11 protein-coding genes are annotated in these 14,920 nt (G+C 65.2%); 9 read left to right on the top strand and 2 right to left on the bottom strand.

Annotated features, from left to right (window positions below):
* The first annotated feature begins 2 nt into the window (after positions 1 to 2).
* The gene (locus MKI88_RS16005) at positions 3 to 902 is read left to right on the top strand and encodes an alpha/beta fold hydrolase (RefSeq protein WP_241632398.1); all 900 of its coding nucleotides are present in this window, start codon (positions 3 to 5) and stop codon (positions 900 to 902) included.
* Here the strand turns inward: MKI88_RS16005 and MKI88_RS16000 are convergent.
* Positions 899 to 1,942 carry a DUF2332 domain-containing protein gene (locus tag MKI88_RS16000; protein ID WP_241632397.1) on the bottom strand — a complete coding sequence of 348 codons (1,044 nt, stop codon included), beginning with the start codon at positions 1,940 to 1,942 and terminating at the stop codon, positions 899 to 901. The two genes, MKI88_RS16005 and MKI88_RS16000, sit on opposite strands and share 4 nt — an antisense overlap.
* A 47-nt stretch (positions 1,943 to 1,989) precedes the next feature.
* Here MKI88_RS16000 and hisG point away from each other — a divergent pair, with 47 nt between their 5' ends.
* The 5 genes from hisG to MKI88_RS15975 all read left to right on the top strand — a co-directional run bounded on the left by hisG (position 1,990) and on the right by MKI88_RS15975 (position 7,568).
* Positions 1,990 to 2,655, top strand: coding sequence for an ATP phosphoribosyltransferase (gene hisG / locus MKI88_RS15995; protein ID WP_241632396.1), 666 nt, complete (start codon positions 1,990 to 1,992; stop codon positions 2,653 to 2,655).
* Positions 2,645 to 3,934 (top strand): histidinol dehydrogenase, encoded by a 1,290-nt coding sequence (gene hisD / locus MKI88_RS15990; RefSeq protein ID WP_241632395.1) that lies wholly within the window; start codon positions 2,645 to 2,647, stop codon positions 3,932 to 3,934. Before hisG ends, hisD begins: the two co-directional genes overlap by 11 nt.
* On the top strand, positions 3,931 to 4,374 hold the full coding sequence (gene nusB, locus MKI88_RS15985; protein ID WP_241632394.1) for a transcription antitermination factor NusB: 444 nt from the start codon (positions 3,931 to 3,933) through the stop codon (positions 4,372 to 4,374). Before hisD ends, nusB begins: the two co-directional genes overlap by 4 nt.
* 27 nt (positions 4,375 to 4,401) lie before the next feature.
* Positions 4,402 to 5,319, top strand: a complete 918-nt coding sequence (thiL, locus tag MKI88_RS15980; RefSeq protein WP_241632393.1) for a thiamine-phosphate kinase — start codon at positions 4,402 to 4,404, stop codon at positions 5,317 to 5,319.
* 137 nt (positions 5,320 to 5,456) lie between these two features.
* Positions 5,457 to 7,568, top strand: coding sequence for a sodium-translocating pyrophosphatase (locus tag MKI88_RS15975; RefSeq protein ID WP_241632392.1), 2,112 nt, complete (start codon positions 5,457 to 5,459; stop codon positions 7,566 to 7,568).
* A 160-nt stretch (positions 7,569 to 7,728) separates the two neighbouring features.
* Here the strand turns inward: MKI88_RS15975 and MKI88_RS15970 are convergent, their stop codons facing one another.
* Positions 7,729 to 9,063, bottom strand: a complete 1,335-nt coding sequence (locus MKI88_RS15970) for a polysaccharide lyase family 1 protein (RefSeq protein WP_407073371.1) — start codon at positions 9,061 to 9,063, stop codon at positions 7,729 to 7,731.
* Between the two features lie 295 nt (positions 9,064 to 9,358).
* Between MKI88_RS15970 and MKI88_RS15965 the strand changes: the two genes are divergently transcribed.
* The 3 genes from MKI88_RS15965 to MKI88_RS15955 all read left to right on the top strand — a co-directional run.
* Positions 9,359 to 12,220, top strand: a complete 2,862-nt coding sequence (locus tag MKI88_RS15965; RefSeq protein ID WP_241632390.1) for a TonB-dependent receptor — start codon at positions 9,359 to 9,361, stop codon at positions 12,218 to 12,220.
* 183 nt (positions 12,221 to 12,403) lie between these two features.
* Positions 12,404 to 14,041: a family 43 glycosylhydrolase gene (locus MKI88_RS15960; RefSeq protein WP_407073369.1), complete on the top strand. Its 1,638-nt coding sequence runs from the start codon at positions 12,404 to 12,406 to the stop codon at positions 14,039 to 14,041.
* Positions 14,038 to 14,920, top strand: an 883-nt coding sequence (locus MKI88_RS15955) for an alpha/beta hydrolase (RefSeq protein ID WP_241632389.1), incomplete at its 3' end; no start/stop codon positions are given. The genes MKI88_RS15960 and MKI88_RS15955, both read left to right, overlap by 4 nt.

Below are 14,920 nucleotides of genomic sequence, written 5' to 3'. Positions count from 1 at the left end.
GAATGGCCGAACTGAGAACCGAGCGCTTCGCACTGCCCACGGGTGTCGAGCTTGATGTCACGCTGGGCGGCGATCCCGCCAATCCCGCGATCTTCTTTCTCCACGGTTTTCCCGAATCGCACCGGACATGGCGGCACCAGATGCCCGCGCTTGCCGGAGACTATTTCGTGGTCGCCCCCGACCAGCGCGGCTTTGCGCGCTCGTCAAAGCCTGCCGACATGTCCGATTACGCGCCCGACAACACCGTCGCCGACCTGATCGCGCTCGCCGATGCGCTCGGCGTGGGGCAGTTCACGCTTGTCGGGCACGACTGGGGCGGCGCGATCGCATGGATGGCCGCGCTTAAGCATCCCGAGCGCGTCGCGCGGCTCGTCATCGTCAATGCGCCGCACCCGCTGATCTTCCAGCGCACACTGTTCGACGACATGGCGCAGCGCGAGGCGAGCCAATATATCCGCACCTTCCGCAATCCCGCGCTCGAGGCGCACATCGCCAGCATCGGGCTGGAGAAGTTCTTCGACGGCAGCTTCATGAAGCATACCGACTTCGAGAAGATCGCCGACGAGAAGGCGGTCTATCTCGACCAGTGGGGACAGCCCGGCGCGATGACCGCGATGCTCAACTGGTATCGCGCCTCGGCGATCGTGGTGCCCACCATGGACGAGACGCCCGAGCGCCCCGCATGGCTCGACAGCCCCTTCCCCGTCCTGCAGATGCCCGTGCTCGTCATCTGGGGAATCGGCGACAAGGCGCTGCTGCCGAGCCAGCTCGAGGGGCTCGATGCGCTGTGCGCCGACCTGAAAGTTGAGAAGGTCGATTCGGGGCATTTCGTGCCATGGGAGAATCCTGACGCAGTGACAGCAGCGCTGAGGGATTTCCTGGAAGCACGGATTCCCGCCTAATCCCGCCATTCGATCCATGCACAATGCGGGTGCGCGTCGGCGAGATGCCGTTCCTCGCCGCCCGGCCATTGGGTCAGCCTGAGCTCGTAAGCGCTGCGGTCGTCATTGACCTCGAGCCGGAGCCAGCTGAGCGGTGTGGTGTCGGTGGCCGCAGCGCCTTCGCGATCGAGCGCGGCGCGGATGCGTCCGCGCGCGTTTTCGGGGAAATATTGCCAGGCGATCGTATGATAGACGACACGCATCGTGCCCGGCACCGCCGGCTCAGCAAGCCGTGCCTCGGTCCAGTCGGCGGCATCGCCGCGGTCGACCTGCGGGGGATGGCGCCCGGCAATCGCGAGCGCTGCCTCGATCCGCGCAATCCGTTCGGGCTGGTCGATCCACATATAGGCGATCAGCCGCTCACGCGCCTCGGGCGTGTCGGTCGCGATCGGGGCGATGTCTACGCCGCGCGCGGACAGGATCGAGACGGGCGCCACAGGCGGCGGGGCGCCGCGCCATTCGGGCCTGAAGACCAGCGGCGATTCGGGATCTCCCGCCATCACGCCCCCCAGATCGAAACGGTAACGGCCAAGATTGAGGTTGAGCCCCGCGCTCGCGCCGAGTTCGAACAGGCGAAAGGGCAGCCCGAAACGACGCGCGGCGACAAGGATCCCCGCCATCACTGCGGCGCTGCGCGCGGTTTCGTTGGTCTGGGGAGGCAGGTTGAGCCAGTCGGCAAGCCAGGCGTCGCGTGCCTCCAGCGCGGCTCTGACCGCCTTGTGCGCGTCATCGGCCTTGCGCGTGTAGAAGGCGCTGAGTTCCGCCACATCACCGCGGCGCGCCAGCGCGTGGAGCCCGCCCGCGAGCCGCAACCCCGTCGCCTCGCCATAGCCCGAATGATCGACGACCTGCAGGATGCGCCGGCCGGTCAGCGTTGTCTCGTCCGCCAGATCGGCGGCGGCGTCGATGATCCGCGCGGTGAGCGGCGCGTCCATCTGACGGCAGGCCTCGGCCTGGGCGCGGAAAGTGGCGAGGACGGTGGGCGCTGCCTTGGGAACCATGGCTCCAGTTGCCCTATCGCGCCCGCACAAGTAAAGCCGCGAGCGTCATGGCCCAACCCGTCATCATCGCCGTTCCCAAGGGACGGATTCTCGAGGAAGCCCTTCCGCTGCTGGCGGAGGTGGGAATCGTGCCCGAAGCGGCGTTCTCGGACGAGAGCAGCCGCGCGCTGAGCTTTGCGACCAACCATCCCGGCATCTCGCTGATCCGCGTGCGCGCCTTCGACGTCGCGACCTTCGTGGCACACGGCGCTGCGCAACTTGGCATCGTCGGTTCGGACGTACTGATGGAGTTCGACTATTCCGAGCTCTATGCGCCCGTTGATCTGGGAATCGGGCATTGCCGCCTCTCGATCGCCGAGCCCGCCGACCTTGCGAGCCGCGACGATCCGCGCAGCTGGAGCCATGTCCGCGTCGCGACCAAATATCCCAATCTGACCCGCCGGCATTTCGAGGCGCGCGGCGTGCAGGCCGAATGCGTCAAATTGAACGGCGCGATGGAACTTGCGCCCAAGCTCGGCCTGTCGAGCCGCATTGTCGACCTCGTCTCTTCGGGCAAGACATTGAAGGAAAACGGGCTGGTCGAGGTCGAGGTGATCACGCAGGTCTCCGCGCGGCTGATCGTCAATCGCGCCGCCTTCAAGATGCGTGCCGCCGAAATCGCGCCGCTGGTGGAGGCGTTCCGCAAGGCCGCGGGAGGCAAGGATGCCGCTTAGGCTCGACGCGCGCGATCCGGGCTTTGCCGACGCGTTCGCGGCGCTGGTCGATGCGCGGCGCGAAAGCGATGCCGATGTCTCGCGCGATGTCGCCGCGATCCTTGGGCGCGTGCGCGCCGAGGGTGATGCCGCGCTCCATGCGCTGACCTTGCAATTCGACCGGCACGATCTCGACGCGACAGGCTGGCGCGTATCGGCCGAAGCATGCCGTGCCGCGCTCGACGAACTCGACCACGAGCTGCGTATCGCGCTCGAACTCGCCGCCGCACGGATCGGCGATTTCCACGAAAAGCAACGTCCGCAGGACAGCGAAAGCGTCGACAGCGCGGGCGTGCGCCTCGGCTCGCGCTGGCGCGGCGTCGATGCCGCGGGCGTCTATGTGCCGGGCGGCAGGGCTGCCTATCCCTCCTCGGTGCTGATGAATGCGATTCCCGCCAAGGTCGCGGGGGTCGAACGGCTGGTGATGGTGACACCCACCCCGAACGGCGCGGTCAATCCGCTGGTGCTCGCCGCCGCTTCGCTTGCGGGGGTCGATGAGGTGTGGCGCATCGGCGGTGCGCAGGCGATCGCCGCGCTTGCCTATGGCACCGAACGCATCAGGCCCGTCGATGTCGTGACGGGGCCGGGCAATGCCTGGGTGGCCGAGGCCAAGCGCCAGCTTTACGGCGTGGTCGGCATCGACATGGTCGCGGGGCCTTCCGAGATCGTCGTCGTCGCCGATGGCGCCAACGACCCCGACTGGATCGCCGCCGACCTGCTGAGCCAGGCCGAGCATGACCCGACCAGCCAGTCGATCCTCTTCACCGACGATGCGGGCTTTGCCGATCGCGTCGCCGACGCGGTCGAGCGTGCGCTCAGCCAGCTCTCCACCGAAGCGACCGCGCGAACGAGCTGGTCGAACAATGGCGCGATCGTCGTCGTGCCGACACTTGCCGACGCGATCCCGCTTTGCGACAGGCTCGCACCCGAGCATCTCGAGCTTGCGGTCGACGATGCCCAGTCGCTGTTCGACAAGGTTCGCCATGCCGGATCGGTCTTTCTCGGCCGTCACACCCCTGAGGCCGTGGGCGATTACGTCGCCGGCCCCAATCACGTGCTGCCCACGGGCCGCCGTGCGCGCTTCTCCTCGGGCCTCTCGGTGCTCGATTTCATGAAGCGCACCAGCTTCCTCGCGTGCGACCAGAACTCGCTCGCCAAGATCGGCCCCGCCGCGGTTGCCCTCGCGGGCGCCGAGGGGCTTCCCGCCCATGCCCTTTCCGTTGGAATCCGACTAAGATGACCCGATCCAAAGCCCGTTCCGCCGCCCGCCTCGCCGCGGTGCAGGCGCTCTATCAGCTCGAGATGGAGAAGACCCCGCTCGCGGCGCTTCTCCACGAGTTCCACCTGCACCGGCTCGGCGCGACGATCGAGGACGTCGAATATGCCGATGCCGAGGTCGATTTCTTCGACGATGTCGTGAAGGGCGTCGACGCGCGCCGCGAGGAGATTGACGCGCTGGTCGGCGGCAAACTGGCCGAGGGCTGGTCGCTCGCGCGGCTCGACAAACCGATGCGACAGATCCTTCGCGCGGGCGCCTATGAGCTACTGGCGCGCGCCGACGTGCCCACCGCGAGCGTCATCAACGAATATCTCGACGTCGCGCACGCCTTCTACGACAAGCGCGAGACGGGCTTCGTCAACGGCCTGCTCGACGCGATCGCGAAGGACGTGCGGGGGTGAGCGCCGCTCGAGCCCGAAAGGAGGGCAATGAGCGAAGCCACATTCATTGAAGCGCTGAGAAGCATCGCGACGCACCCCGCGGCGCGCGGGCTGATGGACGATGCGGCCGTGCTCGACATTGGCGGTACGGCGATTGTCTGCACGCACGACATGATCGTCGAGGGCGTGCATTTCCTGCCCGACGATCCACCCGAGGATGTCGCGTGGAAGCTCGCAGCCGTCAATCTTTCCGACCTCGCGGGCAAGGGCGCCCGACCGATCGGCGTGCTGATGGGCTATGGCCTGACGGGCGACAGCGCTTGGGATGCGCGCTTTATCGACGGGCTGCGTGTCGTGCTCGAAACGTTTGAGACCCCGCTGCTGGGTGGTGACACCGTTTCGCTGCCAAGAGGCGCGCCACGGGCGTTCGGGCTGACCGCAATCGGGCAGGCGAGCGACGGCGCCCCGCCACGCGATGGTGCGCAGGCAGGCGACGCGCTCTGGGTCACAGGGACGATCGGCGAGGCAGGATATGGACTGGCGCTGCTGCAGGCGGGCGAGCCCGCCCCTGCCGCTCCGATTACCGCCTATCGCCGGCCCCGACCGTTGTTGGCCGAGGGGCAGGCGCTCGCCGTGCATGTCCACGCAATGATGGACATATCCGACGGCTTGCTGATCGACGCGCAGCGCATGGCCGAAGCCAGCGGGCTGGCGGTCGAGATCGACCTCGAGGCCATGCCGCTTTCTTCCGAGGTTGCCGGCCAAAAGATTGAAGCGCGCGCACTCAGGCTGAGCGCGGCCACCGCGGGCGACGATTATCAGTTGCTGTTTGCGGCACCATGTGACGCCGTCCTCCCCGTCGCCGCGACGCGCGTTGGCCGTTTTTCCGCGGGCGCCGGTCTGGCGCTCGTTGACCGGACGGGCGCCGTCCCGCTTCCTGGCAAGCTCGGTTATATGCACGACTAACTTACATCCTTGTACGCGCTTGCCTAATCGCGAATCGCACCTCATACCTTTGCCCCGAGCCCGAAAATAAAAATCAGCGGGCCAATATTCTTGAAGTCTCAACGCAGTTTCCAAGAATAAAAGGGGAAGGATACCGGATGACCGTAGTCACCATATCCATAGCGTGCGGCCTGTTGGCCGTGCTCTATGGCTTCATAACCAGTCGCCAGGTGTTGGCTGCCCCCGCGGGCAGCGAAAAAATGCAGGAAATCGCAGGCGCGATCCAGGAAGGCGCAAAGGCCTATCTAGGACGCCAGTATCGCACCATCGCCATGGTCGGCGTGGTGGTCGCAATCCTTGTCACCTATTTCCTCGGGCTCACCTCGGGCGTCGGCTTTCTGATCGGCGCCATACTCTCGGGCGCGGCGGGGTTCATCGGGATGAACATCTCGGTGCGCTCCAATGTCCGCACTGCAGAGGCCGCACGCACCAGCCTGCAAAGCGGCCTGACCGTGGCCTTCCGCGCGGGCGCGATCACGGGGATGCTTGTTGCCGGCCTCGCACTGCTCGCGATCTCGGTGTTCTTCTGGTATCTGACCTCGGTCGCGGGGCATCTTCCCGATGACCGCCTCGTCATCGACTCGCTCGTGGCGCTGGCATTTGGCGCTTCGCTCATCTCGATCTTCGCGCGTCTCGGCGGCGGCATCTTCACCAAGGCTGCGGACGTCGGCGCCGACCTCGTCGGCAAGGTCGAGGCAGGCATTCCCGAGGACGATCCGCGCAACCCCGCGGTGATTGCGGACAATGTCGGCGACAATGTCGGCGACTGCGCGGGCATGGCCGCCGATCTGTTCGAGACCTATGTCGTCACCGTCGGCGCCACGATGGTGCTGACCGCACTGCTCGTCCAGACGGGTGGCGAGGAGCTGATGCAGCTCATGAGCCTGCCGCTTGCAATCGGTGGCGTGTGCATCATCACCTCGATCATCGGCACCTATATGGTGCGGCTGGGTTCGAGCCAGTCGATCATGGGCGCGCTCTACAAGGGCTTTTGGACCACTGCGATCCTTTCGGTTCCCGCGATCTACTACGTCACCTGGCAGACGCTGGGCGACATGAACCGCGCGATCGGCGGCGGGCTCACGGGTGAGGGTGCGTTCACCGGCATGGACCTGTTCTGGTCCATGATCGTGGGCCTCGGCGTCACCGGGCTCATCGTGTGGATCACCGAATATTACACGGGCACCAACTACCGCCCCGTCCGTAGCATCGCCAAGGCCTCCGAGACGGGCCACGGCACCAATGTGATCCAGGGTCTTGCGGTCTCACTCGAATCGACCGCGCTGCCGACGCTCGTGATCATCGCGGGCATCATCATCAGCCATTCGCTGGCAGGCCTGATCGGCATCGCCTTCGCGGCGACTGCGATGCTCGCGCTGGCGGGCATGGTCGTCGCACTGGATGCTTACGGTCCTGTCACCGACAATGCCGGGGGCATCGCCGAAATGGCGGGGCTCGATGACAGTGTGCGCGAGAAGACCGACGCGCTCGACGCGGTGGGCAACACCACCAAGGCGGTGACCAAGGGCTATGCGATCGGTTCGGCGGGGCTGGCAGCGCTCGTGCTGTTCAGCGCCTACACCACCGACCTTCGCGAGTTCTTCCCCGACCTGCAGGTGAGCTTCAGCCTCGAGAACCCCTATGTGATCGTCGGGCTGCTGCTCGGCGCGCTGCTGCCCTATCTGTTCGGGGCGATGGGGATGACCGCGGTGGGGCGCGCGGCGGGCGACGTCGTCAAGGACGTGCGCGAGCAGTTCGCGAGCAACAAGGGCATCATGGACGGCACCAGCCGGCCCGATTACGCCCGGACGGTGGACCTCGTCACCAAGGCGGCGATCAAGGAGATGATCATCCCCTCGTTGCTGCCGGTGCTCGCGCCGATCGTCGTCTATTTCACGATCACAGCGATCGCGGGGCAGGCCAATGGTTTTGCGGCACTTGGCGCATTGCTGCTCGGCGTCATCGTCTCTGGTCTGTTCGTCGCGATCTCGATGACCTCGGGCGGCGGCGCCTGGGACAATGCCAAGAAGTTCATCGAGGACGGCCATCACGGCGGCAAGGGCAGCGAAGCCCACAAGGCCGCGGTGACGGGCGATACCGTGGGCGATCCTTACAAGGACACCGCGGGCCCCGCGGTGAACCCGATGATCAAGATCACCAACATCGTGGCGCTGCTGCTGCTCGCCGCGCTGGCGCACGCGGCCGCCTGACCCGCAGGCCCGAGCGTTTCATGCCCCGCCGGAGCGATCCGGCGGGGTCTTTTTATTGCGCCATTGTCCGAAATCGGACGAAGTTCAGGAAGGTCAGCCGCACGTGAAAAAGCTCATCACTTAATCGCGACCTGGCCGAAGTGGGCAACTCGCTGCAACCTCAGTTGCGCATCGCGCGGTCGCGCGCCGACTGGTTTTCCTGGATCGGCCCCTTCTGCCCCGGATAGCGCCCCGATCTGGGTTCCATCGTGTCGAGGTTCCAGTCGGCCTCGACAAAGGGCGCGCGCGTTTCCGCGAACACGGGGAAGCCGCCGACCTGCTTCTCGTCGTCGATGATCTCGCCGCGGCCTTCGGCGACGAAGAAGAGCACACGGATATCGTGTTCGTCGCGGTCCCAGGGACGCGCACCGGCATTGGCGAGGACATGCGTCTCGACATCGCGCGCGGGCAGCACGTCGAGACCCTGCGGCCAGATGACCGGCTTTTCCACCTCGATCAGTTTCGCACGCGTCTCGCCATAGCGCCCGAACATCGGTAACGGCTTGCCATGCTTGTCGACCGCGATGTTGTCGCGGCCGTGATAGCGCAGATCGCCATCGCCACCGAGCATCAGGAAGGGCAGCCCCTCATCGGTCGAGGGTCCGCCGCGCATCACATTACCCACCGCCGACAATTCGCCGGTCTGATAGGGCTGTCCCGCCCATTCGAGCGCCATCAGATTATAGTGCACAGCGCGCTTGCCGGGATCGTAGATCAGGTTGTTGACGACCGCGGCCTGCACCCCGCCCTTCAGGAGCGGGCTGCGCTCAACATTATGCGCATAGACATTGCGGTAGATCAGAATGCCCGTAGCATTGTCGTGAATGAGCGAGCCCTTGCTGTGCTCGCCCTTGGGATGGCTCGCATCCGCCAGCCCCTCGGCAAGCAGATTGTACGAGAAGGTAATGTTGTGCGACGTCCCCTTGCGCCAGTCCGCTGGCGTGCTCCCGGTGAAGCGCGGGCCCGAGGCGGAGAGATTCTCGTCGAGCCCCCATGTCATCGTGCAGTGATCGACGACGACATTATAGGCGCCGATGGTGGAGAAGGCGTCGACCTCCCAGCCGCTGCGTTTGGCCTGCCCGTCGACGCCGGGGCGCACGCGGATATGCCGGACGATGACGTCGTGCGTCTTGAGGTCGATCCCGCCGCGAATGATCGTGATTCCGGGTGACGGGGCAGTCTGCCCTGCGATCGTCAGATAGGGTTCGGTGATCGTCAGCGTCGAGCGCCCGAGGTCGATGACGCCAGCAACCTCGAACACCACTGTCCTTGGCCCCTTCGTCTCGACCGCAGCCCTGAAACTGCCCGGCCCATCGGCATTGAGCGTGGTCACGCGGATAATGCGGCCCCTGCGCCCGCCCCTGGTCTCTGCCGCCCAGCCAGCCGCGCCAGGAAATGCCGGCTTTTGCGCGGCTGCAGGGGCGACACCCGCCAGTGTGAGGCACAGAAACAACATCAACCGCATAACGTCATCCTCTCTCTCATTGCCTTCTTGACATAGAAGGGGGTTCGTCTCAATGTCCTTATGACACCGGTTACTTAGACGCAAATGACCGGAAAAAGACCGCATCAAATGCGGCGCACAGGGAGAGGATGGGGCCGCCGCACCGCGAAACAGCCCGAACTCCCCCAATTTATGTCGCGGGAGCGCATCGAAATGCGTTGTCACGACTCGGATAGATACCGGTGTCATAACCGGTGAGGAATGACTGGACCGTCGGACAAAGCGACGGCACAAGGGGAGAAGAGGAATGCGGGTGATCAATCGCCATCAGGGTTCGAGCGCCGCGCTGCGGCTATTGTGCGCAGCGTCCGTCACCGTGCTCGCCGCCACCGGCGCGAGCGCACAGGACGCCCCCGCAGACCAGGAATCAGGGGCTGACGCCGAAGAGATCATCGTCACGGGCTTTCGCGCGTCGCTCGACGCGGCGCTCGACGTGAAGCGCGATTCGGTCAGCGCGGTCGACGCGATCGTCGCCGAGGACATCGCGAAGTTCCCTGACCAGAACCTTGCCGAATCGCTACAGCGCATTCCCGGCATCTCGATCCAGCGCGACGGCGGCGAAGGCCGCGCGATTTCGGTGCGCGGCCTTGGCGCGCAGTTTACGCGCGTCCGCGTCAACGGGCTGGAAACGGTCGCCACCTCAACCGACGGCGCGAGCGCGAACCGCGACCGCGCCTTCGACTTCAACGTCTTCGCGTCCGAGCTGTTCAACTCGATCGTCGTGCACAAGACCGCCGAGGCTTCGCTCGACGAAGGCTCGCTGGGCGCGGTGGTCGACCTCAACACGGGCAATCCGCTGGGGGGCAAGGACGGGCTGACGCTCGTCGCGTCGGCGCAGGCGCAATATAACACGCTGAGCGAGGATCTGGGGCCGCGGCTCGCAGGACTCATCGGCTGGAAATCGCCCGACGGCACCTTCGGCGCCTCGATATCGGCGGCCTATCAGCAGGGCGAGACGCTCGAGATGGGCAACAACACCGTCCGCTGGGCGCAGGCGCGCTTCGATTCGGTGAATGGAACGCCATGCTGGTTCGCCAGCGCCACCAGCACCACGCCGCGCCCCAATAGCGGCGGTGTCTACACGCCTGGACGCAATGCGGCCTGCGACGCGGTCTCGCTTGCGTTCCATCCGCGCATCCCGCGCTATGGCGAGATTCGTCACGATCGCGACCGGCTGGGCCTGACCGCGAGCATCCAGTGGGAGCCGAGCAACCGCACCAAGCTCTCGATCGACGGCCTCTATTCGAGCTTCAAGGAGACGCGCGAGGAGAAATGGGGCGAAGTGCTGTTCCGCAGCAACGAGCGCTCGATCGACGTGACCGATTATACGATCGACGCCGACAACAATCTCATCAGCGGCACCTTCAACGACGCCTGGGTGCGCACCGAGCATTATCTGCGCAAGTCGAAGACCGAATTTTACCAAGCAGGCGCGACCTGGGATCAGGAGCTGTCGGACAGCTTCCGCTTCACGCTGCTCGGCGGCTTCTCCAAGTCCGACGCAAGCATCCCCGTCGAGACGACGCTGGTCTTCGACGACCGTGATGCGCAGGGCTATCACTATGACTATACCAATTCGCGCCATCCGGTCCTGACCTTCGGCACCAGTGTCACAGATCCGGCCAATTTCCAGCTCGCCGAAATCCGCGACCGCCCCTCGGATACGGTCAACAAGTTCCGGACGGTCCAGCTGCGGACCGAATGGGACGTGACCGACGGCTTCCAGGTCAAGGCGGGCGGCGTCTATCGCCGGTTCAGCTTCGACACCGAGGGCTTCCTGCGCGACACCGTGGTTTGCCCCAATGCCGGCGGGCGCGACCTCGTGCTGGGCACGATCACCTGCACGCCCAACACCAATGTCGGGCCGACCGCCGTCTACGGCTTCCAGGCAACGCCCGAGCTTTCCCAGCTGTTCACGCTGCGCAGGGCCGGAGCACCGGCGGGCACGACAACGCAGTGGCTGATCCCCAATCTGGACACGGGCACGGCCTTTACGAAGCTGTATGAACGTCCTCTCACGGTCGATGCGGGCAATACGCGCAGCGTCGTCGAAAAGGTGACTGGCGGCTATCTCGAGTTCAATGGCAAGGGCGATATCTTCGGGCTCGAATATGCCGCCAATGCAGGTATGCGCTATGTGAAGACCGACCAGTCCTCCACGGGCCTGAGCAGCGGCACCGCGGTCACCGTCGAACGCAGCTATGAGGACTGGCTGCCTTCGGCGAACCTCGCGCTGTTCCCGCATGAGGACATTATCATTCGGGCGGCGATCGCCGATGTCGTGACGCGCCCGACACTGGGCAACCTCACGCCCGGCGGCACCGTCGACGGCTTCAACTATCGCGTGAACTTCGGCAACCCGTTCCTCGATCCGTTCCGCGCCACCGCCTATGATCTGGCGTTCGAATGGTATTTCGCACCGCAATCGATCTTCTCGGTCGCGCTGTTCAAAAAGGACGTCGCGAGCTTCCCGGTCGCTGAAACGCGCAGCGGCACCTTCGCCTCGACGGGTCTGCCGACTTCGATCATTCCGCCCAGCTCGCCTGCCGGACAGAATCCCGAGGGACAGCTCTGGACAATCAACTCGATCACCAACGGCGCGGGCGCGAGCCTTAAGGGCGTCGAAATCGCGCTGCAGGCGCCCTTCACCTTCCTGCCGGGCTTCTGGTCGCATTTCGGCGGCATCGTGAACGCGACCTTCGTCGACTCCAACGCGGACTATGTGGTTGCGGGGCCTGCGGTGGTGCCGGGCGGCGCACTGATCAACGAGACGCGCACCTCGACGCTCTTCGGTGTGTCCAAGCAGGCGTATAACGGCACGCTCTATTACGAGGACGACAAGTTCAGTGCGCGTGCATCGGTCAGCTATCGCAGCGGTTATGTCGATCAGAACAGCGGCACCGGCAACATCTTCGAGGGCTACAACTCGACGATCAATGTCGACGCATCGGTTCGCTACAAGATCACCGAGCAGATCGAGCTTTCGCTGGAAGGCGTCAACCTGACCGACGAGTATCGCGACCGCTGGACCGATGAGGACGCCAACCGCAACTACGAGTTCAACCATTTCGGCCGCACCATCCTGTTCGGCGCGCGGTACAAGATGTGATCTTCGTGCGCTTCCCCGCATGAAATGATGACTGGCCAGCCTTCGCACCATGGAGCGGTCGATCCAACTGCGTCGGATCGACCGCTCCATGATCTTGATTCACGGCGATTTCCGAGTCGCCAGATGAATCCATCTGACTAGAAATCGCTGTGGCAGGGCTGGCCTTTGCTTTGGGAGAGTGAAGTGTTCGATCGTAGAGACAGCCTCAGGGCGCTGGCGGCCACCGGGCTGCTGCCGCTCATTCCCGGAGCGCGTGCACAGGGCTCGGCCGCGTCGAGCGCGCTCGATCCGCATGCGGACATGCGCTGGGCACAGGGCTTCGAGGGACAGCGCAAGGCCGATCTCGGCAATGGCAGCTTCCTCAATCCGGTCTTTGCGGGCGATCGCCCCGATCCGACGATCCTCAGGGACGGCGAGGATTATTACCTCACCTTTTCGAGCTTCGACGCCTATCCCGGCATCGTCATCTGGCATTCGCGCGATCTGGTGAACTGGCGCCCGATCACCGCCGCGCTGAAAACGCCGATAGGTTCGGTCTGGGCGCCCGAGCTGGTGAAGCATGGCGGGCGCTTCTATTGCTATATCCCCGCGCGTTTTCCGGACCGCAAGTCGACCTATGTCATCCATGCCGAGCGCATCGAGGGCCCTTGGTCGGAGCCGATCGACCTCAACCTGCCCGACCATATCGACCCCGGCCATGCAGTAGGCAGCGACGGCACCCGCTGGCTGTTCCTGTCGGGCGGCGACCGCGTGAAGCTGGCGCCCGACGGGCTGTCGACGGTGGGCGCGGTCGAGCATGTCTACGACCCCTGGCGCTACCCAGAAGACTGGGTAGTGGAGACTTTCGCACCCGAGGGCCCCAAGATCCTGAGGCGTGGCGACTGGTATTACATGATCCTCGCGGTCGGCGGCACTGCGGGGCCGCCCACGGGGCACATGGTCATCATGGCGCGTTCGCGCTCGGTCGATGGTCCCTGGGAGAACGCGCCCAACAACCCGGTCATCAAGACGAAGTCGGCCGCCGAGAAATGGTGGTCGCGCGGGCATGCGACGATCTTCGAGGGCCCCGGCGGCAAATGGTGGATGATCTATCACGGCTATGAGAACGGCTACTGGACGCTCGGTCGCCAGACGCTGCTCGAGCCGATCGAATGGACGGCCGATGGCTGGGTGAAGCCGCTGGGCGGCGACCTTTCGAATCCCATCGCCAAGCCCGTCGATCTGGGACCCCAGCCGCACGGCATGCCGCTCAGCGACGACTTCTCGAAGGACAAGTTCGGCATCCAGTGGAGCTTCTACGATCCGAAACCCGAAGAGATGAAACGCGTGCGGCGCGCGGGCGACGTGCTGCATGTCAAAGGCAAGGGGACCAGCCCGAGCGACTGCTCGCCCATTACCTGTCTCGCGGGCGATCAGGCCTACCGTTTCGAGGCGGATATCGAGGTCGATCCGGGCGCCGAGGCGGGGATGCTGCTCTTCTACAACCGCCGCCTCTATGCGGGGCTCGGGCTCGGCGACAAGGGGCTGGTGATGCACCGCTATGGGCTGCAGCGCCCGCGCGGCGCGGTGCCGGGGCAGCGCGACACCGCGACGGGCGCGGTTCGCGCATTACGGCTGAGGCTCACCAACGACCACAATATCCTGACGATCCACACCAGCACCGACAAGGGTGCGAGCTGGCAGAAATTCGACGTCCAGATGGAAGTCTCGGGCTATCACCATAATGTGGCCTATGACTTTCTGAGCCTGCGTCCCGCGCTCTATGCGGCTGGCGCGGGTGAGGCGCGCTTCGCCAATTTCAGCTATCGGGCGCTGCCATGACACTCGACAGGCGCACCGCGCTTCTCGGCAGTCTTGCAGCCGCTGGACTTGCTGCACGGGCTCGAGCGCAGCAGCCGTCACTCCCGGCCAGCGCGCAGGTGCCGAACGAGACGATCGAGCTCTGGCCGAACGGTGCGCCCGGGATGCCGGCGAAACCGCCCGTCGAAACGATCAACGAACGCAGCACCGATCCGGGCTTGCACGATCGTGCCATGCTCGGAATTTCGCGCCCGCGAATGGAGGTGTTCCGGCCGGAACGCCCCAATGGCGCGGCGGTGCTGATCTCGCCGGGCGGTGGCTATAGCTGGGTGGTGATCGACAAGGAGGGCTATGAGCTCGGCCGGTGGCTCGCCGAGCGTGGCATCACCGCATTCGTCCTCTTCTATCGCCTGCCGCATCAAGGCTGGGCGGCGGGCCCCGACACGCCGCTTTCGGATGCGCAGCGCGCAATGCGACTGATCCGGCACCGCGCCGCGCATTATGGCATAGACCCGGAGCGTGTCGCCGCTCTCGGCTTTTCGGCGGGCGGCCATCTGTGCGCCGACCTTGCCGCGCGCTTCGCCACCCCGACCTATGCCGCCGTCGACGCCGCGGACCGGCTTTCGCCGCGCCCGGCGCTTGCGGCGCCGATCTACCCCGTTATCTCGATGACCCTGCCGACGGCGCATGAGGGATCGCGCCGCAACCTGATCGGCACCGATGCCACGCCCGCGATCGAGGCCGCGCATGCGCCGCACCTCAATATCGCTGTGGACACCCCGCCCTGCTTCCTTGTTCATGCCGAGGATGACCTGTCGGTGGTGATCGAAAATTCGCTTCTTCTGCGCGACGCGCTGAAGGCGAAGAAGATTCCGGTTGAAACCCATTTCTTCGCCGAGG

It is taken from the genome of Sphingomonas sp. LaA6.9 (assembly GCF_022601895.1).
In the GTDB taxonomy this organism is placed as follows: Bacteria; Pseudomonadota; Alphaproteobacteria; order Sphingomonadales; family Sphingomonadaceae; genus Sphingobium_A.
The sequence above is the reverse complement of the archived record's forward strand: the minus strand, read 5'-3'. Positions and strand labels throughout refer to the sequence as shown.